This window comes from Streptomyces sp. NPDC096079, from assembly GCF_040303145.1.
Classification (GTDB): domain Bacteria; phylum Actinomycetota; class Actinomycetes; order Streptomycetales; family Streptomycetaceae; genus Streptomyces.
Genome location: NZ_JBEOST010000018.1, coordinates 87,066 through 109,864, shown reverse-complemented (window position 1 = coordinate 109,864; position 22,799 = coordinate 87,066). Strand labels below are relative to the sequence as shown.

At 72.2% G+C, this 22,799-nt stretch carries 21 protein-coding genes; 10 read left to right on the top strand and 11 right to left on the bottom strand.

The features are described 5' to 3' along the window. The first annotated feature begins 185 nt into the window (after positions 1-185). Entirely contained in the window at positions 186-1,727 is a 1,542-nt protein-coding gene (locus tag ABTY59_RS29090; RefSeq protein ID WP_352022015.1) for an NCS1 family nucleobase:cation symporter-1, read from the top strand. Here the strand turns inward: ABTY59_RS29090 and ABTY59_RS29085 are convergent. Beyond that, complete coding sequence (locus tag ABTY59_RS29085; protein WP_352022014.1) at positions 1,681-2,493, bottom strand: serine protease; 813 nt, start codon at positions 2,491-2,493, stop codon at positions 1,681-1,683. The two genes, ABTY59_RS29090 and ABTY59_RS29085, sit on opposite strands and share 47 nt — an antisense overlap. A gap of 188 nt (positions 2,494-2,681) precedes the next feature. Next, entirely contained in the window at positions 2,682-3,737 is a 1,056-nt protein-coding gene (gene lplAB, locus ABTY59_RS29080; RefSeq protein WP_352022013.1) for a lipoate-protein ligase LplAB, read from the bottom strand. Between the two features lie 111 nt (positions 3,738-3,848). Between lplAB and ABTY59_RS29075 the strand changes: the two genes are divergently transcribed. The 6 genes from ABTY59_RS29075 (at position 3,849) to ABTY59_RS29050 (ending at position 9,937) form a co-directional block, all read left to right on the top strand. Then, positions 3,849-4,685 (top strand): inositol monophosphatase family protein, encoded by an 837-nt coding sequence (locus ABTY59_RS29075; RefSeq protein WP_352022012.1) that lies wholly within the window; start codon positions 3,849-3,851, stop codon positions 4,683-4,685. Positions 4,686-4,766: 81 nt separating this feature from the next. Next, a complete protein-coding gene (locus tag ABTY59_RS29070) occupies positions 4,767-6,170 on the top strand; it encodes a phytoene desaturase family protein (protein ID WP_352022067.1) in 1,404 nt (467 codons plus the stop codon). Positions 6,171-6,179: 9 nt separating this feature from the next. Further along, a complete protein-coding gene (locus ABTY59_RS29065; protein ID WP_352022011.1) occupies positions 6,180-6,800 on the top strand; it encodes an L-threonylcarbamoyladenylate synthase in 621 nt (206 codons plus the stop codon). Between the two features lie 227 nt (positions 6,801-7,027). After that, positions 7,028-7,789 (top strand): metallophosphoesterase, encoded by a 762-nt coding sequence (locus ABTY59_RS29060; protein WP_352022010.1) that lies wholly within the window; start codon positions 7,028-7,030, stop codon positions 7,787-7,789. A gap of 77 nt (positions 7,790-7,866) precedes the next feature. Further along, positions 7,867-9,417 (top strand): AlkA N-terminal domain-containing protein, encoded by a 1,551-nt coding sequence (locus ABTY59_RS29055; RefSeq protein WP_352022009.1) that lies wholly within the window; start codon positions 7,867-7,869, stop codon positions 9,415-9,417. 19 nt (positions 9,418-9,436) lie between these two features. Further along, positions 9,437-9,937, top strand: a complete 501-nt coding sequence (locus ABTY59_RS29050; protein ID WP_352022008.1) for a methylated-DNA--[protein]-cysteine S-methyltransferase — start codon at positions 9,437-9,439, stop codon at positions 9,935-9,937. Positions 9,938-10,098: 161 nt separating this feature from the next. Here the strand turns inward: ABTY59_RS29050 and ABTY59_RS29045 are convergent, their stop codons facing one another. After that, positions 10,099-10,818, bottom strand: coding sequence for an SIR2 family NAD-dependent protein deacylase (locus ABTY59_RS29045; protein ID WP_352022007.1), 720 nt, complete (start codon positions 10,816-10,818; stop codon positions 10,099-10,101). 63 nt (positions 10,819-10,881) lie between these two features. Here ABTY59_RS29045 and ABTY59_RS29040 point away from each other — a divergent pair, with 63 nt between their 5' ends. Next, the gene (locus ABTY59_RS29040; RefSeq protein ID WP_352022006.1) at positions 10,882-11,085 is read left to right on the top strand and encodes a DUF2191 domain-containing protein; all 204 of its coding nucleotides are present in this window, start codon (positions 10,882-10,884) and stop codon (positions 11,083-11,085) included. 29 nt (positions 11,086-11,114) lie between these two features. Here ABTY59_RS29040 and ABTY59_RS29035 read toward each other — a convergent pair whose 3' ends face one another. Together ABTY59_RS29035 and ABTY59_RS29030 are read right to left on the bottom strand one after the other, a co-directional pair. Continuing rightward, complete coding sequence (locus tag ABTY59_RS29035; protein ID WP_352022005.1) at positions 11,115-12,182, bottom strand: ADP-ribosylglycohydrolase family protein; 1,068 nt, start codon at positions 12,180-12,182, stop codon at positions 11,115-11,117. 43 nt (positions 12,183-12,225) lie between these two features. Next, a complete protein-coding gene (locus tag ABTY59_RS29030) occupies positions 12,226-13,920 on the bottom strand; it encodes a BCCT family transporter (protein WP_352022004.1) in 1,695 nt (564 codons plus the stop codon). Positions 13,921-14,032: 112 nt separating this feature from the next. On the opposite strand from ABTY59_RS29030, the gene ABTY59_RS29025 reads away from it, so the two are divergent. Continuing rightward, entirely contained in the window at positions 14,033-15,184 is a 1,152-nt protein-coding gene (locus tag ABTY59_RS29025) for a glycerate kinase (RefSeq protein WP_352022003.1), read from the top strand. A 135-nt stretch (positions 15,185-15,319) separates the two neighbouring features. Continuing rightward, a complete protein-coding gene (locus tag ABTY59_RS29020; protein WP_352022002.1) occupies positions 15,320-16,318 on the top strand; it encodes a GNAT family N-acetyltransferase in 999 nt (332 codons plus the stop codon). Between the two features lie 64 nt (positions 16,319-16,382). Here ABTY59_RS29020 and pssA read toward each other — a convergent pair whose 3' ends face one another. The 6 genes from pssA to ABTY59_RS28990 form a co-directional block, all read right to left on the bottom strand. Further along, positions 16,383-17,249, bottom strand: coding sequence for a CDP-diacylglycerol--serine O-phosphatidyltransferase (gene pssA / locus ABTY59_RS29015; protein ID WP_352022066.1), 867 nt, complete (start codon positions 17,247-17,249; stop codon positions 16,383-16,385). Then, entirely contained in the window at positions 17,242-17,898 is a 657-nt protein-coding gene (locus tag ABTY59_RS29010; protein WP_352022001.1) for a phosphatidylserine decarboxylase, read from the bottom strand. The genes pssA and ABTY59_RS29010 overlap by 8 nt, the downstream gene beginning before the upstream one ends. Before the next feature lie 169 nt (positions 17,899-18,067). Then, the gene (locus ABTY59_RS29005; protein ID WP_017236794.1) at positions 18,068-19,273 is read right to left on the bottom strand and encodes an acyl-CoA dehydrogenase family protein; all 1,206 of its coding nucleotides are present in this window, start codon (positions 19,271-19,273) and stop codon (positions 18,068-18,070) included. Positions 19,274-19,275: 2 nt separating this feature from the next. Beyond that, positions 19,276-19,788 (bottom strand): MaoC family dehydratase, encoded by a 513-nt coding sequence (locus ABTY59_RS29000; RefSeq protein ID WP_015656728.1) that lies wholly within the window; start codon positions 19,786-19,788, stop codon positions 19,276-19,278. A 5-nt stretch (positions 19,789-19,793) separates the two neighbouring features. Next, positions 19,794-20,759, bottom strand: coding sequence for an HpcH/HpaI aldolase/citrate lyase family protein (locus ABTY59_RS28995; RefSeq protein WP_015037486.1), 966 nt, complete (start codon positions 20,757-20,759; stop codon positions 19,794-19,796). Further along, positions 20,756-22,792, bottom strand: a complete 2,037-nt coding sequence (locus ABTY59_RS28990; protein ID WP_352022000.1) for an ethylmalonyl-CoA mutase — start codon at positions 22,790-22,792, stop codon at positions 20,756-20,758. The genes ABTY59_RS28995 and ABTY59_RS28990 overlap by 4 nt, the downstream gene beginning before the upstream one ends. Positions 22,793-22,799 lie beyond the last annotated feature (7 nt).

Genomic DNA, 22,799 nt, shown 5'->3' with positions numbered 1-22,799 from the left:
ACACCCGTGGCGGGGCTCCTTCGTACGCCTTCCGTGACCACGGGAGGACGCCGCCACGGGGTTCCCCGGAGGACCGGGCCGCTCCGCCTCCTTGACGCCCCTGTCCGGCGGGACGACACTCCGCGCATCAAGAACCCCCACGCCCCGCACGGCCTCGTTCCGTCCCCGAACGAAGGGTTCCGTCCATGACCTCGACCGCATCCTCCGGCAGACCCGGCCCCTCCGCCGTCGACGACGGCCGTGTCGAACTCGCGCCCGGCACCGCCCCCGCCGACCCCCGCTTCGTCAACGACGACCTCCTGCCCGTCCCGGTGGCCGACCGCCGGTGGACCACGTACAACTTCGCCGCCCTCTGGGTCGGCATGGCCCACAACATCCCCTCCTGGATGCTGGCCTCCGGACTCGTCGCCCTCGGCATGGACTGGAAACAGGCCGTCCTCACCATCGCCCTGGCCAACGTCATCGTGCTCGTGCCGATGCTGCTCACCGGCCACGCCGGGCCGAAATACGGCATCCCCTTCCCCGTCCTCGCCCGTGCCTCCTTCGGACTGCGCGGGGCCAACCTGCCCGCCCTCGTCCGGGCCGGCGTCGCCTGCGCCTGGTTCGGCATCCAGACCTGGATCGGCGGCCAGGGCGTCTTCGTCCTCCTCGACAAGGTCTTCGGCGGCGGCTGGGCGGACGCGTCCGAGATCGGCGGACAGCCCTGGACCCTGTGGCTCTGCTTCCTCCTCTTCTGGGCGCTCGAACTCGCCATCATCCACCGGGGGATGGAAGCCCTGCGCCGCTTCGAGAACTGGGCCGCGCCCTTCGTGATCGTCGGCGCGTTCGCCCTCCTCGTCTGGATCACCGTCGAGGCGGGCGGCCTCGGCCCGCTCCTCGACCAGCCGTCGAGACTGGGCTGGGGAGCCGACTTCTGGCCCGTCTTCTTCCCCGCCCTCATGGGCATGATCGCCTTCTGGGCGACCCTGAGCCTCAACATCCCGGACTTCACCCGCTTCGGCGCGGGCCAGCGCGCCCAGGTCCGGGGCCAGAGCCTCGGACTGCCCACCACCATGACCCTGTTCGCGCTGCTCTCGGTGCTCGTCACCTCCGGCTCCCAGGCCGTGTACGGGGCACCCGTCTGGGACCCGGTGGCGCTCGCCGCCAAGGCCGACAACGTCTTCGGGCTGCTCTTCGCCCTCGTGACCGTGCTCGTCGCCACCCTCTCGGTGAACCTCGCGGCGAACGTGGTCTCGCCCGCCTACGACCTCGCCCACCTCGCCCCCGGACTGGTGAACTTCCGTACGGGCGCGCTGATCACGGGCGTCGTCGGCGTGCTCATCATGCCGTGGAAGCTCACCGCCACCCCCGAGCTGTACATCTTCACCTGGCTGGGTCTGGTCGGCGGCCTCCTCGGCACCGTCGCGGGCATCCTCATCGCCGACTACTGGCTCGTCCGCCGGACCGTCCTCGACCTCGAAGGCCTCTACCGGGCCGACGGCCCCTACCGGTACCGCGGGGGCTGGAACCCGGCGGCCGTCCTCGCCTTCGTGGTGGGAGGCGTCCTCGCCGTGGGCGGCTCGCACTCGGCGCCCGGCACGGGCCCGTTCCCCGAGGACGGCCTCATCCCCTTCCTCAAGCCGCTCGCCGACTACGGCTGGGCCGTGGGCCTCGCGGCCGCGCTGCTCCTGTACACCGCCCTCATGAGGCGCGGGGCAGCTTCCCGGCCGTCCTCCCGATCCAGCTGAGGTAGGACCAGACCCGGGTGTTCACGGCCGGGGTGTCGGTCGCGCAGCCCCTCCCGTACGAGACCAGACCGACGACGTACGGCGTCCCCGCGATCGTGTGGACCAGGGGGCCGCCGGAGTCGTACTGACAGGTGTCCCGCCCCGGCGCGTACGTGCAGAGCTGGGCGGCGGTGACCTGGGACATGCCCCGGGCCCCGCAGGTCGCGTTGCCCATGGTGCCCAGGAGCACGGTCCGCAGGACGTCGGAGGTGCGGCCCCCGAAGGAGGTGGTGCCCCAGCCGGGGGCCTCGACCTGCGTGTGGTCGAAGGTGCCGTGCGCGAACCGGGCGGGCAGCGCCACGGGCCGCACGTCACGGCCGAACGCCACCGGCTCGGCCAGCCGGACCAGCGCGATGTCGTCGCGCTGGGTGGCCGGGGCGTAGCCCGGGTGCGGGAGGAAGGCGGCCGGCCTGGCGAGCACCGCGTCCGGGCTGTCGTCGGTGCGCGTCAGGTCGTGGTCGCCGAGCAGTACCCCCACGCGCGCGGTGCTGCTGTACGAGCCGGTCAGACAGTGCGCGGCGGTGAGCACGTACCGCTCGCCGACCAGCGCCCCGCCGCACATCACCCGCCGCTCCTCCAGGTCCACCAGGCCCACCATGAACGGGTACTGATGGGGCCGCGCCTCCTGACCGCCGACGACCGCGCGCGCGGGCGACGCGGTGCCGAAGGGGCACGCCACCACCACCGCTGCCGCGACCGCCGCCATGAACGTCCTCGCCCGTCCCACCAGACCTCCGCAACCGTCGACACCGTGATCCGGGGCCGGTCGGGTGCGGAGACGTTTCCGCACGTCCGTCGCGGCCCGCGTGGGCAACAACGAACGAGACGGTGAGCGGTCACCCCCCGCGGAGTCCTCCGGCACCCGGCGGTCACTCCCGCGGTGTCTACGGCATCCGGCGGTCACTCCCGCGGTGTCTACGGCACCCGGGCCGTCCACTCCCGCGTGGCGAACTTGGACTCCGCCAGCTCCTTCGCGCGGGCCAGCTCGTCCTCCGTGAGACGGCCCTCCGTCAGGCCGTAGCGGTTCCGGAAGGAGGCGATCATCCGCTCGATCACCGCCCCGCGCGGCAGGCCCGTCTGGCGGCGCAGGGGGTCCACCCGCTTCTTCGCGCTCTTCGTGCCCTTGTCGGAGAGCTTCTCGCGGCCGATCCGCAGCACCTCCGTCATCTTGTCGGCGTCGATGTCGTACGCCATCGTCACGTGGTGCAGGACCGCGCCCCCACCCGCCACCAGCCGCTTCTGCGCCGCGCCCGCGATCTTGCCCGCGTCCGTGGCGATGTCGTTGAGCGGCTGGTACCAGGCCTTCACGCCCATGTCGCCGAGCGCGCCCAGCACCCAGTCGTCGAGGTAGGCGTAGCTGTCGGTGAAGGACAGGCCCTGCACGAGGGCGTCGGGGACGGAGAGCGAGTACGTGATCGTGTTGCCCGGCTCGATGAACATCGCGCCGCCGCCGCTGATCCGCCGCACCACCTGGATGCCGTGCCGCTCCGCCGCCTCCGGGTCGACCTCGTTGCGCAGGGACTGGAAGCTGCCGATCACCACCGCCGGCGCGCCCCACTCCCAGACCCGCAGCGTCGGCGGCCGGCGACCCGCCGCCACCTCGGCCGTCAGGACCTCGTCGAGCGCCATGTGCAGCGCCGGCGACTGCGGCCGTTCGTGGATCAGCTGCCAGTCGTAGTCGGTCCAGTCCGTGGCGTGGGCGAGGGCGCGCCGCACCGCGACCCCCACGCCCTCCGTCGTCAGGCCGAACATCTGCGTGCCCGGCGGGAGCGCCGCGTCGATCCGCGCCGCGAGGCCCGAGGCGTCCGTGTCGACGGGCGCGCCCTCCAGGGCCCCGTCGATCGCGAGGATCGCCTCGTCCGGTTCCAGGAAGAAGTCGCCCGCGACCCGGACGTTCCTCAGGACCCCGCCCTCGGCGTCGAGGTCGACGACCACCAGCTTTCCGCCGGGGACCTTGTACTCGCCGTGCACCGGACCTCCCTGCGACCAAGGGGTGAACTCGGCCAAAGGGTACCCCCAGGGGAAACGGAGGGTGACAAGTGCGGCATTCCGGTTGTCAGTCCCCCGTGCTTAGCTGGAGACATGATCGAAGACTTCCTGGAGAACGTGCTCGGCGGCCGTACGACCGAGGTCGAGGAGGCCGTCCGCAAGGCGGCCGCCGCCGAGATCATGCCGCGCTTCCGGCAGCTCGCCGCCGACGACATCGTCGAGAAGAACGGTCCGCACGACCTGGTCACCGTCGCCGACCGGGCCGCCGAGGCCCACCTCACGGCGTCCCTCACCGCCCTGCTGCCCGGCTCCGTGGTCGTCGGCGAGGAAGCCGTGCACGCCGACCCCGCGGTGTACGAGGCGCTGCGCGGCGACGCGCCCGTCTGGATCGTCGACCCCGTCGACGGCACCCGCCAGTTCGTCCACGGCGACCCCGGCTTCTGCACCCTCGTCGCCCTCGCCCGGCACGGCGAGGTCCTCGCCTCCTGGACCTACGCCCCCGCCCTGGATCAGTTCGCCGTCGCCGTGCGCGGCCGTGGCGCCACGCTCAACGGCCAGGCGATACGCTCCGGTTCGCCGGCACCGGACGCGGCCCTGGAGGTCGCCACCTCGCACCCCGACTACACCACCCCGGACCAGAAGCGGGCCCTGCTCGGCCTGGCCGTCGACGGCGTCCGCCCGCGCCCCTGCGGCTCGGCCGGCCTCGAATACCTCGCCGTGGCGCGCGGAGAGCTCGACGGCACCGCCTTCAGCTGGGAGTACGCCTGGGACCACGCCGCCGGACTCCTCCTGGTCGCCGAGGCGGGCGGCGCGACCACGACGATCGCGGGGGAGCCGTTCCGCATCACCGGGGGGAACGCCCTGCCGTTCACGACCGCCCGGGACGCGGCGACCGCCGAGCGGATCAGGACGCTCCTCGGGGGCGAGTGAGGAGCGGCCCGCCACCCGCCTATCCTGGGATCCTTGGCCATCGGCTGACGAAGGAGTCCGAAGGTGACGAACGAGACGTCGATGCTCGATGCCGTCGTCGTGGGGGCGGGACCCAACGGACTGACGGCCGCCGTCGAACTGGCCCGGCGCGGCCTCTCCGTGGCCGTGTTCGAGGCCAAGTCCACCATCGGCGGCGGAGCCAGGACCGAGGAGCTGACCCTCCCCGGCTTCCGGCACGACCCCTGCTCCGCCGTGCACCCGCTCGGCGCCGGCTCGCCCGTCTTCAAGACGATGCCGCTCGACCGCTACGGCCTGGAGTGGCTCCACGCCGAACTGCCCATGGCCCACCCCTGGGACGACGGCACCGCCGCCGTCCTCGCCCGCTCCGTCGCCGAGACCGCCGCTTCCTTCGGCCCCCGTGACGCCGGGACGTACCGCAGGCTCGTCGCCCCCTTCCTCGGCAAGTGGGACACCCTGGCGAGTGACTTCATGCAGCTGCCGCTCACCGCGCTGCCCCGCGACCCGGTCACCCTCGCCCGCTTCGGACTCGCCGGACTCCCGCCGTCCACCTGGCTGATGCGCAGGTTCCAGGACGAGAAGGCCCGCGGGCTGCTCGCCGGGCTCGTCGGCCATGTCATCGCCCCGCTGAACGGCTTCGCCACCGGTGCCGTCGGCCTGGTCTTCGCGCTCGCCGCGCACGCGGGCGGCTGGCCGCTGCCCCGGGGCGGCTCGCAGTCGATCTCCGACGCCCTCGCCGCGTACCTCAAGGACCTCGGCGGCGCCGTCCACACCGACTTCGAGGTCAAGCGGCTCGACGACCTGCCGCCGGCCCGCGCCTACGTCTTCGACACCTCGCCCACGGCCCTCGCGCGCATCGCCGGTTTCGGCGGACACTACGACCACTACAGGTACGGCGCCGCCGCCTTCAAGATCGACTACGCGCTCGACGGCCCCGTGCCCTGGACCGCCGAGGAGGCCCGCCGCGCGGGCACCGTCCAGATCGGTCCCACCGCCGGTGAGATCGGCACCGCCCTGCGCCAGGCCTCCTCCGGCACCGCCCCCGACGCGCCCTTCCTCATCACGGCGCAGCCCAGCCTCGTCGACCCCTCCCGCGCCCCCGAAGGCAAGCACGTCTTCTGGGCGTACGGCCACGTGCCGAACGGCTGGCGCGGCGACCTCACCGAGGCGATCGAGCGTCAGATCGAGCGCTTCGCCCCCGGCTTCCGCGACCGCGTGCTCGCCCGCGCCACCGCGGGCCCGCCCGAACTCGCCGAGCGCAACGCCAACTACATCGGCGGCGACATCGCCTGCGGCGCCGCCCGCGGCCTCCAGCTCCTGCTGCGCCCCACGCTCTCCCTCCGCCCCTACGCCACCCCGCACCCGGCGGTCTTCCTCTGCTCCTCCGCGACCCCGCCCGGTCCCGGCGTCCACGGCATGTCCGGGCACAACGCGGCGAAGGCCGTATGGCGGAGCCTGCGAAAATAGACTGCCCCCATGGCCAAGTACTTCGACGTGCACCCCGACAACCCCCAGCCCCGCACCATCGGCGCGGTGGCCGACTCCATCCGGAACGGGGCGCTCGTCGCGTACCCGACCGACTCCTGCTACGCGCTGGGCACCCGGCTCGGCAGCCGCGACGGCATCAGCCGGATCCGCTCCATCCGCGACCTCGACGACCGGCACCACTTCACGCTGATGTGCGCGAACTTCGCCCAGCTGGGCCAGCTCGTGCACATCGACAACGACGTCTTCCGCGCGGTCAAGGCGTCCACCCCCGGCGCGTACACCTTCATCCTCCCGGCGACGAAGGAGGTGCCGCGCCAGCTGCTCCACCCCAAGAAGAAGACCGTCGGCGTCCGCATCCCCGACCACGTCGTCACCCAGGCCCTCCTCGCCGAACTCGGCGAGCCGCTGCTCTCCAGCACCCTGCTCCTGCCCGACGAGGCCGAACCGCTGACCCAGGGCTGGGAGATCAAGGAACGGCTCGACCACCAGGTCGACGCCGTGCTCGACTCCGGGGACTGCGGCACCGAACCCACCACCGTCGTCGACTTCTCCAGCGGCGAGCCCGAGATCGTCCGCCGCGGCGCCGGCGACACCACCCGCTTCGAGTAGCCGACCGGGGGAGCGGGCGACGGGCCCCGATGCGGGACGACCGGTCCCGGCGCGGGCGACCGGCCCCGGCGCGGGCCGCCGCCCCCGATGCGGTCCGCCGCTCCCGATGCGGGCGGCCGGTCGCGAGGTGGGCCACCGCTCCCGATGCGGCCCTTCCCGGCGCGTCCGTGACCACCGTACGGTCCTGTGAACGCCCGTTCACGAACAGCCCACGGAGGCCCGGCCGCATGATCGTCATCGCCCACGTCAGCGACGTCCACCTCGACGCCGAGCGGCGCAGCCAGGACCGCACCCGCGCCGTCCTCCGGTACCTGGAGGAGCTCCCGTACGACCTGGCGGCCGTCCTCGTCACCGGTGACGTCGCCGATCACGGGGCCCCCGACGAGTACGCGGTGGCGCGCGAGCTGCTGACCTCCCGCCACCCGCTGCTCGTCTGCCCCGGCAACCACGACGACCGCGCCGCCTTCCGGAAGGGCCTCCTCACGGCGGAGACGGCGGTACGCGACGACGCCCCCGTCAACCAGGTCCTGCGCGGCGAGGGCTTCGTCATCGCCCTCTGCGACTCCTCCGTCCCCGGCGAGGACCAGGGCCTCCTGGAGGACGAGACGCTCGCGTGGCTCGACGGCGTCCTCGCCGACACCCCGCGCGACGTGCCCGTCCTGGTCGCCTTCCACCACCCGCCGGTCCCGCTGCACACCCCGTACGTGGACGGGATCCGGCAGTTCGGCGAGGAGCGGCTCGCCGCGCTCGCCGCCCGTCACCCCCACCTCACGGCCTTCCTGGCGGGCCACGCCCACACCGCCGCTGCCACGACCTTCGCCGGGCGCCCCCTGCTCGTCGCGCCCGGGGTCGTCTCGGCGCTCCGGCTGCCCTGGGAGAACCCGACCGGTCACCCGCACGTCCACCTCGACCTGCCGCCCGCCCTCGCCTTCCACGTCCTCGACGAGGACGGCCGGCTGACCACCCACTACCGGACGGTCGCCGGCTGACCCCACCGCGACCGGGGGCGGACGTCCATGTCGTTTTCTCGCCAGCCCGCAGGCCGTCCGTCCCCGATCCTGGAACCATGCACACCGACACCGAGCGCTGCGTCCGGGCCGTCCAGTCGAAGGAGGCCCGCTTCGACGGCGTGTTCTTCACCGCCGTCCGCACCACCCGGATCTACTGCCGCCCCAGCTGCCCGGCCGTCCCGCCCAAGCCCGAGAACATGGAGTTCCACCCCAGCGCCGCCTCCTGCCAGCGCGCCGGCTACCGGGCCTGCAAGCGGTGCCGGCCCGACACCAGCCCCGGCTCGCCCGAGTGGAACGTCCGGGCCGACGCCGTCGCCCGCGCCGTGCGGCTCATCCAGGACGGCGTCGTCGACCGCGAGGGCGTCCCCGGGCTCGCCCGCAGGCTCGGCTGGTCCACCCGCCAGATCGAACGCCAGCTCCTCGCCGAGCTGGGCGCCGGGCCCCTCGCCCTGGCCCGCGCGCAGCGCGCCCAGACCGCCCGGCTGCTCATCGAGACCACCCCGATGCCCTTCGGCGAGATCGCCTTCGCGGCCGGGTTCTCCTCCATCCGCACCTTCAACGACACCGTCCGCGAGGTCTTCGCCCTCACCCCCGGCGACCTCCGCGCCCGCGCCGCCCGCCGCCCGCAGGCCGGGCCGGGAGCGACCGCGAGCGGGGGAGGAGGACCGAGCGCGCCCCACGGGGCCGCCGGAGGGCCGGGCGCACCGGCGCCCTCCACGCCGGGCGTCATCAGCCTCCGGCTGCCGTTCCGCACCCCGCTGGAACCCTCCAACCTCTTCGGGCACCTCGCCGCGACCGCCGTCCCGGGCGTCGAGGAGTGGCGCGACGGCGCCTACCGGCGGACGCTGAGCCTCCCGTACGGACACGGCATCGTCGCCCTCGCCCCGCGCGAGGGCCACATCGCCTGCCGGCTCTCCCTCACCGACCCGCGCGACCTCACCCACGCGATCAGCCGCTGCCGCAGACTCCTCGACCTCGACGCCGATCCCGTCGCCGTCGACGAGCGGCTCCGCGCCGACCCGCTGCTCGCCCCGATCGTCGACAAGGCCCCCGGCCGCCGGGTGCCGGGGACCGTCGACCCGGCCGAGTTCGCCGTGCGGGCCGTCCTCGGACAGCAGGTCTCCACCGCCGCCGCCCGCACCCACGCCGCCCGACTCGTCACCGCGCACGGCGTCCCCGTCGACGACCCCGAGGGCGGACTCACCCACCTCTTCCCCGGCCCCGAGGCCCTCGCCTCACTCGACCCCGAGACCCTCGCCCTTCCCCGCAGCCGCCGCACCACCCTCCTCACCCTCGTCCGGGCCCTCGCCGACGGATCGCTCCCGCTCGGCCCCGCCGACGACCGCGAGGAGGCCCGCGCCCGGCTGCTCGCACTGCCCGGCTTCGGCCCCTGGACCACCGAGATCATCGCCATGCGGGCCCTCGGCGACCCCGACGCCTTCCTCCCCGGAGACCTCGGCGTCCGCCGCGCCGCCGAGGGGCTCGGTCTGCCCGGCACCCCGGCCGCGCTGACCGCCCGCGCCACGCACTGGCGCCCCTGGCGCGCCTACGCCGTCCAGTACCTCTGGGCGACGGACGACCACCCCATCAACCTCCTGCCCGCCTGACGGACCGAAGGACCGCCCCATGCCCACCATCCAGCACACCGTCGTGGACAGCCCGTACGACCCGCTGACGCTCGTCGCCGTCGACGGCGTCCTCAGCCGTGTCCACATGACGGGACAGCGCCACCGCCCGCCCGAGGAGACCTTCGGGGACCCCGACCCGCGCCCCTTCGACGAGGCGATCCGCCAGCTCGACGCCTACTTCGCCGGCGAACTCACCGCCTTCGACCTGCCGTTGAACCTGATCGGCACCCCGTTCCAGCTGCGCGTCTGGGAGCAGCTGCTCCGGATCCCGTACGGGGAGACCCGCACCTACGGCGAACTCGCCGAGGAACTCGGCAACCCCGGCGCCTCCCGTGCCGTGGGCCTCGCCAACGGCAAGAACCCCGTCAGCATCATCGTCCCCTGCCACCGGGTGATCGGCGCGGGCGGCGGCCTCACCGGCTACGGCGGCGGCCTGGACCGCAAGCAGCGGCTGCTCGCCTTCGAATCGGGCACGGCCGAACCGGCCGCCCTGTTCTAGGGGGTGTTTCGAAAGTCCCGCACAGCACCCGCGGCGCCCGGCACGCCCCCTCGCCGCACCGGCCAAAGACCCGAGTAGCTCCGCTACGAGGGCCTTCGTCCGGCACGCCGAGGGCACGCACCGGACACCGCGGGCACCGCACAGGACTTTCGAAACACCCCCTAGCCGAGCCGGTCGAGCAGCGCGGGCAGCGCCGTGCCGATCGGCTCGCGCACGACCTCGTCGGCGACCGGATCGTACGGAGTGGGTTCGGCGTTCACGATGATCAGCCGGGCGCCGTGCTCGGCCGCGATTCCCGCGAGGGAGGCCGCCGGATTCACCTGGAGGCTGCTGCCGACCACGACGAACACCTCGGTGGCCTTCGCGATCGACAGGGCCGTGCCGAGCACCACCGGATCGAGCCGCTGCCCGAACATCACCGTCGCGGCCTTCTGGATCCCGCCGCACGCCCGGCAGGCCGGGTCGTCCTCACCGGCGCGCACCCGGTCGAGCGCCTCCGCCATCGACGACCGCGCGTGGCAGTCCGTGCACACCACCGACCGCGCCGAGCCGTGGAGTTCGAGGACCTTCCGCGCGGACACCCCGGCGGCCTGGTGCAGCCCGTCCACGTTCTGCGTGATCACCCGCAGCGCGTTCCCGCTCGTGCGCTCGTACGCGGCGATCGCGCGGTGCGCCACGTTCGGCTCGGCGTCCAGGACCGGACCGTCGAGCCGCATCCGCCACGAGCGGCGGCGGATCTCCGGATCGGCCATGTACGGCGCGTACGTGACGAGCCGCTCGGCCTCGGGGTCCTGCCGCCACAGGCCGTTCGGGCCCCGGTAGTCGGGGATGCCCGAGTCCGTGGAGACACCGGCACCGGTGAAGATCGCGACCATCGTCATACGAGGACCCTAGGCAGCACCGAACCGCCCCGCGAGCGGGTTTCCCGGTGCTAGGTTCCCGCCATGGCCAAGGTGAACATCGGTCTCGACGCCGAACTCGTCGTGGAAGTCATGGTCCTCGCCGGCATCGGCAACCCCCAGGACGCCGTCGAGGCAGTGGTCCGCGACTACATCGCCCGCGGCCACCGCACCGAGGCCCGCGCCGTCAGCCGCGACGAAGCGCAGCGCACCGGCGAGATCGTCCCGCCCGAGCCCCCGCAGGGCTGACCGGCCCGCCGCCGGGCGGAAGCCGCCCTTCACCCCGTCCGCTCGGCCAACGCCAGGGTCCGTCGCGCCAGTTCGCTGATGCTGATGCCGTCGAAGCCGAAGACGGCGGAGCGCACCCGGTCCCCGAGGGGCTCCGACCACTGCGGGGGGATCGCGGCCGCGCCGCAGTGGACTCCCGCGACCGAGCCCGCCGTCGCCCCGTTCGAGTCGGTGTCCAGGCCGCCCCGGACGGTCAGCGTGATCGTGCGCGTGAAGTCCCCCTCGCCGTAGAGGAGTCCGGCCGTCAGGACGGCCGCGTTCGGGACGGTGTGGATCCAGCCGAGGCCCGCCGTGCGCTCCGCGAGCTCGGTGAGCGTCTCCGACCAGCCGAGACCCGACTCGTAGAGCGCGATCGTGCCCCGTACGGTCCGGGCGAGGCGGCTGCTGGCCGGCACCCGCTCCAGACTCGTCTCCAGGGCCGACCGGAGGTCCGGCGCGGTGAAGGCCGCCGCGATCAGCGCCGCCGCCCACATCGCCCCGTACACGCCGTTCCCGGTGTGCGAGAGGACCGCGTCCCTGCGGGCGAGCGACGCGGCGCGGCGCGGGTCGCCCGGACAGGTCCAGCCGTGGACGTCGGCCCGGATCAGGGCCCCGATCCACTCCTGGTGGGGATTGTCGTACGTGGCCGTCAGCGGCGGCCGCAGCCCGTCGGCGAGGTTCCGGTACGCCACCCGCTCCGCCGTGAACGTCTGCAGGAACGGCAGTCGCAGCAGCCACTCCCGGCCGACCTGCTCGGTGGTGAACGCGAAGCCGTACGTCTCCAGGAGGTGCAGTCCCAGGACCGACCAGTCGACGTCGTCGTCCCGGCAGCTGCCGTCGATCCCGCCGCGCACGCACCGCTCCCACTCGGGCCGCAGCTCGAAGCCCTCGGCCCCGGGAGGCGGCGGAGGGAGGTAGTCGGTCAGCGGGAGCGCCCCGGTCAGCCGCAGGTACGCGTCGATGCGCTCCCGGGTCCAGTGGTCCCCCTGCTCCACGGGCTTGCCGAGCATGTTCCCGGCGATCCGGCCCGTCCAGCCGCCCAGGATCCGGTCCCCGAGTCCTCCGCGTACGAACCCCATGCCTCCGGTGTACCGAACCCGGCGCCGGGGCGCGCGCCGGGGCTCAGTCCTCGCCCTCCGGCGGATCCGTCTCGGTGCGGGCCCCCGCCGTCCGCCGGAGCCGGTGGTGGCGGTCGCCGCCCTGCTCCGTCATCGCCTCCCCGACCAGGGTCCGCACCGCGTCCCGCAGCCCGTGCAGGGCGTGGTGCCGCGCCGGCCCCGCCCCCGGGTCCTCCCGCAGCTCCTTCAGGAGCGCGAAGCACAGCACCAGCATCACGACCACGAACGGCAGCGCCACCAGGATCGTCGCCGTCTGCAGCGAGGACAGGCCGCCCGCCACGAGCAGGACGGCCGCCACGGCCGCCATCAGGACGCCCCAGGTCACCACGAGCCAGGTCGGCGGGTGCAGCGATCCGCGGCTCGTCAGCGAGCCCATCACCAGCGACGCCGAGTCCGCGCTCGTGATGAAGTACGTCATCACCAGCAGCATCGCGATCACCGACGTCACCGTCCCGATCGGCAGCGCCTCCAGCATCGCGAACAACGAGGCCTCGGCGCCGTCCTTCAGCGCCGTCGCCAGGTCCGCCGCGCCGGTCGACTGGAGCCGGATCGCGGTCCCGCCCATCACGCAGAACCACACCACCGTGGCGCCCGAGGGCACGAGCAGCACCCCCACGAGGAACTCCCGGATCGTCCGGCCGCGCGAGATCCGGGCGATGAAGGTGCCGACGAACGGCGCCCAGGACAGCCACCACGCCCAGTAGAAGATCGTCCACGCGCCCAGCCACTCCCGGTCGGTGAAGGCGCCCGTGCGGCTCGCCATCGGCAGCAGCTGGTGCAGGTAGCCGCCGACCGAGGCCGGGATCGCGTCGAGGATGTAGACGGTCGGGCCGAGCAGGAACACGAAGACCATCAGACAGGCCGCGAGGACGATGTTCAGCGTGGACAGCCACTTCACGCCCTTGTGGAGACCCGAGAAGGCCGACAGCACGAAGGCCGCCGACAGCGACGCGATGATGATCAGCTGCGTGGCCGTGGAGTTCTCCACGTCCATCGTCAGGTTCAGCCCCTCGGCGACCTGGAGCGCGCCCAGACCCAGGCTCGTCGCCGTGCCGAACACCGTCGCGAACACGGCGAGCAGGTCGATCGCCCTTCCAGGCCAGGAAGCGGCCCGGCGCGCCCCCATCAGCGGCACGAAGGCCGAGCTGAGCCGGTTGCCCCGGCCCTTGCGGAAACCGGCGTACGCGAGCGCGAGCCCCGCGATGCCGTAGATCGCCCACGGCGTCAGGGTCCAGTGGAAGAACGAGTACTCCAGGGCCGTCCTGGCCGCCGCGCCCGTCCCCGGCGGGGCTCCGCTCGCCGGGGGAGGGAACAGGAAGTGCGTCAGCGGCTCCCCGACCCCGTAGAACATCAGACCGATGCCCATTCCGGCGCTGAACATCATCGCGATCCACGCGAGGTTCGTGAACTCCGGCTCCGAGTCGTCCGCGCCCAGCCTGATCCGGCCGAAGCGGCTCACCGCGATCACCACGCACAGCACGAGGAACGTGTCCGCGGCGACCACGAACAGCCAGGCGAAGTTCGCCAGCACCCACTTCAGGGCGGAGGAGGACGCGCTGTCGAAGGAGTCCCCGTCCAGTGCCGCCCAGCCGACGACCGCGACGACCGCCACGACCCCGATCCCGATGACCGTGCCGTCGGGTCTGCCGTCGTGCCCACCGTCGGCCGTGCCATCCGGAATGATCTTTTCCGTACTCATGTGAGCCCACTATGGTGCGGAATATCGCCTTATCAGGGGGTGGCACGCCGTCTGGCGGTACGGATAGGCTCCCCCTCGGCGCGACTGCACGTTCGAAAGCAAGGGATGCAAGGTGACGGACGGGGCAGCAACTCAGGTCGCACACGTGCTCGTGGCGGCCGACAAGTTCAAGGGCTCGCTCACGGCCGTACAGGTCGCGGAGCGCGTCACAGCAGGACTGCGACGGGTCGTCCCCGACCTCACGGTGGAGACGCTGCCCGTCGCCGACGGCGGCGACGGCACCGTCGCGGCAGCCGTCGCGGCCGGCTTCGAGCGGCACGAGGTCCGGGTCACCGGCCCGGTCGGCGAACCGGTCACCGCGGCGTTCGCGCTGCGCGGCACCACCGCGGTCGTCGAGATGGCGGAGGCCTCGGGCCTCCAGCTCCTCCCCCGCGGCGTCTTCGCCCCGCTGACGGCGACCACGTACGGCTCCGGTGAGCTGCTCCGCGCCGCCCTCGACGCCGGCGCGACCACGATCGTCTTCGGCGTCGGCGGCAGCGCCACCACCGACGGCGGCTCCGGCATGCTCGCCGCGCTCGGCGCCCGCTTCCTCGACGCGGACGGCCGGCCCGTCGGCCCCGGCGGCGCGCCGCTCGCCGACCTCGCCACCGCCGACCTCAGCGGCCTCGACCCCCGCTTCGCCTCCGTCGACCTGATCCTCGCGAGCGACGTCGACAACCCGCTGACCGGGCCCAAGGGCGCCCCCGCCGTCTACGGCCCCCAGAAGGGCGCCACCCCGGACGACGTCCGCACCCTCGACGCGGCCCTCGCCCACTTCGCCACCGTCCTGGAGAAGGCCGTCGGCCCCCGGGCCGCCGAGGCCGCCGTCGCGCCCGGCGCGGGCGGCGCGGGCGGCATCGGCTACGGCGCGCTGATCCTGGGCGCGAGCTTCCGCCCCGGCATCGAGCTGATGCTGGAGGTCCTCGGCTTCGCCCCCGCCCTGGAGCGGGCCACGCTCGTCATCACCGGCGAGGGCTCGCTCGACGAGCAGACCCTCCACGGCAAGGCCCCGGCCGGCGTCGCCGCCGCGGCCCGTGCCGCCGGCAAGGAGGTCGTCGCGGTCTGCGGCCGCCTCGCCCTGCCGGCGGAGGCCCTGGGCACGGCAGGCATCCGCCGCGCGTACGCCCTCGCGCAGCGGGAGCCGGACCCGGCGAAGTCCATGGCGAACGCGGGGCCCCTCCTGGAGGACGTGGCCGCGGACATCGCGCGCGACTTCCTCGCCTAGGAACCGGTAGCCGAGCCCCGTGCGGGGGGCTCGCCCCCCGCCCCGGGCGGACGGCGGGCCCCCGCACGGGGTCGGAACGGCTGCGGCGGAGAGGATCGTCACCCGCCGGAAACACGGCGGTGTGAAGCTCTCCCCATGACTGCCGCACACATCGAGGAGAACCGCTCCCACCCCCGCCTCCCCGCCCTGCTCGGCGCCTACCACCTGGTCAACCAGGCCGGGAAGGGCGAGGCCGTGGCGACCGTCGCCGAGCTCCCGGCCGTATACCGCGTGGAGGCCGAGGACCCGGCCGCCGCGTTCGCCGACGACACCGTCCTGCTCGCCACGCCGCCCGGCGGCGACGAGCCGGCCGGCTGCGTGGTCCTCAAGGCCGCCCGCGGCGGCGCGCCCGAGATCAAGCGGCTCTGGGTCGCGCCCGAGGCCCGCCGGAAGGGCCTCGCGAAGGCGTTGATGACCGAGGCCCTGCGCCGGGCCGCGGACTCCGGCGCCGCCGCCGTACGCCTCACCGTGTGGGACGGACGGGAGGAGCCGCTCGCCCTGTACCGGAGCCTCGGCTTCGAGTCCGTCGCCTCCTGGGACGACCGCCCGGACCTCCTCTGCCTGGAGCGGCGGCTCGACGTCATCGAGCGGCTCGCGCCGGAGGCCGTACGCGCGCACGCCCCGGCCGGGCTCGCCGCGCTGCTCCTGGACGCCGTGCACGGCGGGGCCTCCGTCGGCTTCCTGGCGCCCCTGGACACGGCACGGGCGGCCGCCTGGTGGTCCCGGGTCGCGGAGGAGGCCGCACAGGGCGTACGGGACGTGTGGGCCGCCCACGGCCCCGACGGGCACCTCACCGGCGTCGTCACCCTCGTCCGCGTCGGCGCGGACAACGGCAGCCACCGCGGCGAGATCGCCCGCCTCCTGGTGCACAGCTCCGCCCGCGGCCGGGGTCTCGGGCGCCGTCTGCTCGCCACGGCCGAGGCCCACGCCGCCGCCACCGGACTCCGGCTCCTCGTCCTGGACACCCAGACCGACAGCCCCGCCGAGCGCCTGTACCGGGGCGCGGGCTGGACCGCCGCCGGGACGATCCCGGACTTCGCCGCCGACCCGGGCGGCACCCCGCGCGCCACCACGCTCTTCTACAAGCGCGTCTAGGGAACGCGGAAGGGCCCCGGGAGGCGTATCGCCTCCCGGGGCCCTTGCGTACGTCGTCCGTCCGCTACGGCAGCTGCGCCGCCCGCGCCTCCCGGCTCTCGCGCCGGTTGCCGCGGAAGGTGTTCACCCGGCGGGCCGTCGCGAAGAGGGGGATCACGGCGCCCAGCACGACCTGGAGCGCGCAGCCGGTCTGGAGCAGGAACGCCCCGCCCGGAGCGTCGAACGCCCAGGCGGCCAGCATGGCCATCGCACCGACGATCCAGCTGAGCATCGCCACCGCGAGGACACCGCGCGGCTTCGGGTACTCGACCCGGCTGACCATCAGCCACGCCACTCCGATGATCGCGAGCAGCGTCGGGATGAAGGGCAGCTCCAGGAGCACGATCGAGACGACCGTCAGCGCGCCGAAGGGGCTCGGCATGCCCTGGAACATGCCGTCCTTCATCGTCACGCACGAGAATCTGGCGAGCCTCAGCACCACGGCGAGGAGCACCACGATCGCGGCCACGGCCGAGACCTTCTGCTGCGCGTCGTCCGCGACCATGCCGTACACGAGCACGAAGTAGGCCGGGGCCAGACCGAAGCTGATCAGGTCCGACAGGTTGTCGAGCTCGGCGCCCATCGGCGACGAACGCAGCTTGCGCGCCACGATGCCGTCGAAGAGGTCGAAGATCGCCGCGGCCAGCATCAGGATCACGGCGGTGGCGGCGCTGTTGCGCGCCATGCCGGTCTCGCTGCTGCCGGTGAGGTGCGGGATGAGGATGCCGGTGGTGGTGAAGTACACCGCCATGAAGCCACACGTGGCGTTACCGAGCGTGAGGGCGTCCGCTATGGACAGCCTCAGCGACAGCGGCATCTCCTCGGCGTCCTCGGCGGCCTCCGCGTCATCGTCGGCGGCCCAGTCTGCGGCCCGTGTGTCGGGATCAATCACGGTCAATGCGAGTCACCCCCGCGGTGGTGGCCTGGCCGACCTCGACCGCGACCTCGACACCCTCGGGGAGGTAGATGTCGACGCGCGAGCCGAAGCGGATCAGACCGATGCGGTCACCCTGCTCGACCTTCGTCCCCTGCGGGATGTACGGAACGATCCGACGGGCGACGGCGCCCGCGATCTGGACCATCTCGATGTCGCCGAGCTCGGTGTCGAAGTGCCAGACAACGCGCTCGTTGTTCTCGCTCTCCTTGTTGAACGCCGGGACGAACCCACCGGGCACGTGCTCCACGGACGTCACCGTGCCGGCCAGCGGCGCGCGGTTGACGTGGACGTTCAGCGGGCTCATGAAGATGGCGACCCGGGTGCGTCCGTCCTTCCACGGCATGATGCTCTGCACCACACCGTCGGCGGGGGAGATGACCCGGCCCTGAGCGATCTCGCGCTCGGGGTCGCGGAAGAACCACAGCATGCCGGCCGCGAGCGCGGTGGTCGGCACGGCGATGGCCTTGGCGCGCTTGGACTTGCTCGCGCGCGCGAGGCTGAGTGCCGCGGTGGCGACGGTCGGCAGAAGCCACGGCGATGCTCCGCGAGCGATGCGCGCGCCCTTGAGGCTGTCGCGATGTGCAGAGGTTCGACTGTCGGGCATGGATGACCTTCGTAGCGGATGATGCCGCACTGGCAACGGGGGACGGCGGCTTTCCGGCGATGCTATCGGTTGCGGGGCGCAACTGGGCAAGCCAGGAACCGAGTCGACGGCCGGAAGACGAACACGGGGTGTGATCTTCTTCGCGGCCGTACCGACTCAAAAGCGACATTCAGCCCTGGAATCGGTACTCCTCCAGGAGCCGACGACCAATGATCATTTTCTGGATCTCGGCGGTACCTTCACCGATGAGCAGCATCGGGGCCTCGCGGTAGAGGCGCTCGATCTCGTACTCCTTCGAGAACCCGTATCCACCGTGAATGCGGAAGGCATCCTCGACGACCTCCTTGCAGTACTCGGAGGCGAGGTACTTCGCCATCCCTGCTTCGAGGTCGTTTCGTTCCCCGGAGTCCTTTTTGCGTGCTGCATTCACCATCATCGCATGGGCGGCCTCGACCTTGGTAGCCATCTCGGCCAGCTTGAACTGAATCGCCTGGTGCTGGGCGATCGCCTTGCCGAAAGTGTGACGTTGCTGGGCATAAGAGACACCCAGTTCGAAAGCACGCTGCGCGACACCGCAACCACGGGCCGCCACGTTCACACGGCCGACCTCGACGCCGTCCATCATTTGGTAAAACCCTCGGCCGGTGACCCCGCCGAGCACGCGATTGGCCGGAATGCGCAGTCCGTCCATGATGAGTTCGGTGGTGTCGACACCCTTGTAACCCATCTTGTCGATCTTCCCGGGGATCGTGAGGCCGGGGCGGACCTCTCCGAAGCCGGGCTCCTTCTCGACGAGGAAGGTCGTCATCGACTTGTGGGGGGCCGTGCCCTCCGGGTGTCCTTCGTCACTTCGGACGAGAACGGCCACCAGCGTTGACGTGCCGCCGTTCGTCAGCCACATCTTCTGGCCGTTGAGGACGTACTCGTCGCCGTCCTTGACGGCCTTCGAGGTGATGGCCGACACGTCCGAGCCGAGACCCGGCTCCGACATCGAGAAGGCGCCGCGCGTCTCGCCGGCCGCCATCCGCGGAAGGAAGTACTCCTTCTGCTCCTGGGTGCCGTGCTGCTTGAGCATGTACGCCACGATGAAGTGCGTGTTGATGATGCCGGAGACCGACATCCAGCCACGGGCGATCTCCTCCACGCACAGCGCGTAGGTCAGCAGCGACTCGCCCAGGCCCCCGTACTCCTCGGGGATCATCAGACCGAAGACGCCGAGCTCCTTGAGCCCGTCGACGATCTGCTGCGGGTACTCGTCGCGGTGCTCCAGCTCCGTCGCGACCGGGATGATCTCCTTGTCGACGAAGTCCCGCACGGTGGCGAGGATCTCCTGCTGGACATCGGTCAGACCGTGGGTCTGGGCGAGTCGCGCCATGACTACTTCCCCTGTTCCTTCAGCTCGGGGCGGCCGGGCTGCTCGCCGCCGCGCTCCTTGATGTACGTCTCGGTGGGGACCATCACCTTGCGGCGGAAGACGCACACCAGGGTGCCGTCCTGCTTGTAGCCCTTGGTCTCGACGTAGACGATCCCGCGGTCGTTCTTCGACTTCGACGGGGTCTTGTCGAGGACCGTCGTCTCGCCGTAGATCGTGTCGCCGTGGAAGGTCGGCGCCACGTGCCGCAGCGACTCGATCTCCAGGTTGGCGATGGCCTTGCCGGAGACGTCCGGCACGGACATGCCGAGCAGCAGCGAGTAGATGTAGTTGCCGACGACGACGTTCTTGCCGAAGTCCGTCGTGTTCTCGGCGTAATTCACGTCCATGTGCAGCGGATGGTGGTTCATGGTGAGCAGACAGAAGAGGTGGTCGTCGTACTCGGTGACCGTCTTTCCGGGCCAGTGCTTGTAGACGGCGCCGACTTCGAACTCTTCGTAGGTGCGGCCGAACTGCATGGGACTCAGGCCTCCGGGATCTCGAACTTGCTGGTGCGCTGCATGCCGGCGGCGCGGCCCTTTCCGGAGATGACCAGCGCCATCTTGCGGGAGGCCTCGTCGATCATCTCGTCGCCGAGCATCGCGGAGCCCTTCTTCCCGCCGGCCTCGGACGTGTAGTAGTCGTACGCGTCGAGGATCAGCTCGGCGTGGTCGTAGTCCTCCTGCGAGGGCGAGAAGATCTCGTTCGCGGCGGCGACCTGGTCCGGGTGCAGCACCCACTTGCCGTCGAAGCCCAGGGCGGCGGCGCGCTGCGCCACGGCCTTGTACCCCTCCTGGTTGCGGATCTGCAGGTAGGGGCCGTCGATCGCCTGGAGGTTGTTGGCGCGGGCCGCCATCAGGATGCTCATCAGGATGTGGTGGTACGCGTCCGCCGGGTAGCCGGGCGGCTGCTCGCCCACGACGAGGGACTTCATGTTGATGGAGGCCATGAAGTCGGCCGGCCCGAAGATGATCGTCTCGACGCGCTGGGAGGCCTGCGCGATCGCGTTGACGTTGGTCAGGCCCTGGGCGTTCTCGATCTGCGCCTCGATGCCGATCTTGCCGACCTCGAAGCCCATGGTCTTCTCGATCTGCGTGAGCAGCAGGTCGAGGGCGACGATCTGCTGGGCGTCCTGGACCTTCGGCAGCATGATGCAGTCGAGGTTCTGGCCGGCGCCCTCGACGACCGTGACGACGTCGCGGTACGTCCAGTGGGTCGTCCAGTCGTTGACGCGGACCACGCGGGTCTTGCCGGTCCAGTCGCCCTCGTTCAGGAACTTCACGATGGTGTGCCGGGCCTCGGGCTTGGCCAGCGGGGCGCACGCGTCCTCCAGGTCGAGGAAGACCTGGTCGGCGGCGAGGCCCTGGGCCTTCTCGAGGAAGCGCGGGTTGGAGCCGGGGACCGCGAGGCAGGAGCGGCGGGGGCGGAGCCGGTTCACAGGGCTGGTCATGCGAGGACCTCCGTACTTTCCAGGGGGCTGAGCTTGTTCGCTTGCCGGATCTCGTCGACGATACGGCCGATGATCTCCGTGATACCGAAGTCCTTCGGTGTGAAGACGGCGGCCACACCCGCGCGCTTCAGTTCCGCGGCGTCGGCGTTCGGGATGATTCCGCCGACGATGACGGGAATGTCCAGGGCGCCCGCCTCGCGGAGGCGGTCGAGGACGTCCGGGACCAGCGCGGCGTGCGAGCCGGAGAGGATCGAGAGGCCCACGCAGTGCACGTCCTCCGCGAGGGCGGCGTCGACGATCTGCTCGGGGGTCAGCCGGATGCCCTGGTAGACCACCTCGAAACCGGCGTCGCGCGCGCGGACGGCGATCTGCTCGGCCCCGTTGGAGTGCCCGTCCAGGCCGGGCTTGCCGACGAGCAGCCGCAGCCGTCCGCAGTTCAGCTCCTCGGCGGTCCTGGCCACCTTCTCGCGGACCAGGGCGAGCGGCGTGCCCGCCTCGGCCGTCACGGCGACCGGGGCGGAGGAGACGCCCGTCGGGGCGCGGAACTCGCCGAACACCTCGCGCAGCGCCCCGGCCCACTCGCCGGTGGTGACCCCGGCGCGGGCGCACTCCAGGGTGGCCTCCATGAGGTTGTCCGTGCCCTTCGCGGCCTCCTTGAGGCGCTCCAGGGCCTTGCAGGGCCGCGGGTGGTTGAAGGGCGGCTGGTAGCGGCCATCGCGCCAGGTCTTCATCGAGCCGACGACCCGGGCCTCGACCGCGGGGTCGACCGTCATGATCGCGGTGTCCAGGTCGGCCGTGAGGGGGTTCTCCTCGGTCGACTGGAAGATGTTGACGCCGACGATCTTGTCGTCGCCGGCCTCGATCCGGGCGCGCCGCTCGGCGTGCGAGGAGACCAGCTGCGACTTGAGGTAGCCGGACTCGACGGCGGCCATCGCGCCGCCCATCTCCTGGATGCGGTCGATCTCGGCCAGGCACTCCTCGACCAGGGCGTCCACCTTGGCCTCGATCACGTGCGAGCCGGCGAAGATGTCCTCGTACTCCAGCAGGTCGGACTCGTGGGCGAGCACCTGCTGGATGCGGAGCGACCACTGCTGGTCCCAGGGCCGGGGCAGGCCGAGGGCCTCGTTCCAGGCCGGGAGCTGCACGGCGCGGGCGCGGGCGTCCTTGGAGAGGGTGACGGCCAGCATCTCCAGGACGATCCGCTGGACGTTGTTCTCCGGCTGCGCCTCGGTCAGGCCGAGCGAGTTGACCTGGACGCCGTAGCGGAACCGGCGCTGCTTGGCGTTCTCGATGCCGTACCGCTCCAGCGTGATCTTGTCCCAGATGCGGCCGAAGGCGCGCATCTTGCACATCTCCTCGATGAAGCGGACGCCCGCGTTCACGAAGAAGGAGATGCGGGCGACGACCTCGCCGAAGCGGTCCTCGGGGACCTGCCCGGAGTCGCGGACCGAGTCGAGGACCGCGATCGCGGTGGCCATCGCGTACGAGATCTCCTGGACCGGCGTGGCCCCGGCCTCCTGCAGGTGGTAGCTGCAGATGTTGATCGGGTTCCACTTCGGGATGTGGTTGACCGTGTACGCGATCATGTCCGTCGTGAGGCGGAGCGAGGGGCCGGGCGGGAAGACGTGCGTCCCGCGCGACAGGTACTCCTTCACGATGTCGTTCTGGGTGGTGCCCTGGAGCTTGGTGATGTCCGCGCCCTGCTCCTCGGCGGCCACCTGGTAGAGCGCCAGAAGCCACATGGCGGTGGCGTTGATGGTCATCGAGGTGTTCATCTGCTCCAGGGGGATGTCCTGGAACAGCCGGCGCATGTCACCGAGGTGCGAGACGGGGACGCCGACCCGGCCGACCTCGCCGCGGGCGAGGATGTGGTCGGGGTCGTACCCGGTCTGCGTCGGCAGGTCGAACGCGACCGAGAGGCCGGTCTGACCCTTGGCGAGGTTGCGCCGGTACAGCTCGTTGGACGCCTCGGCGGTCGAGTGACCGGCGTACGTCCGCATGAGCCACGGCCGGTCCTTCTGGCGCTCAGTCATCTTCGGG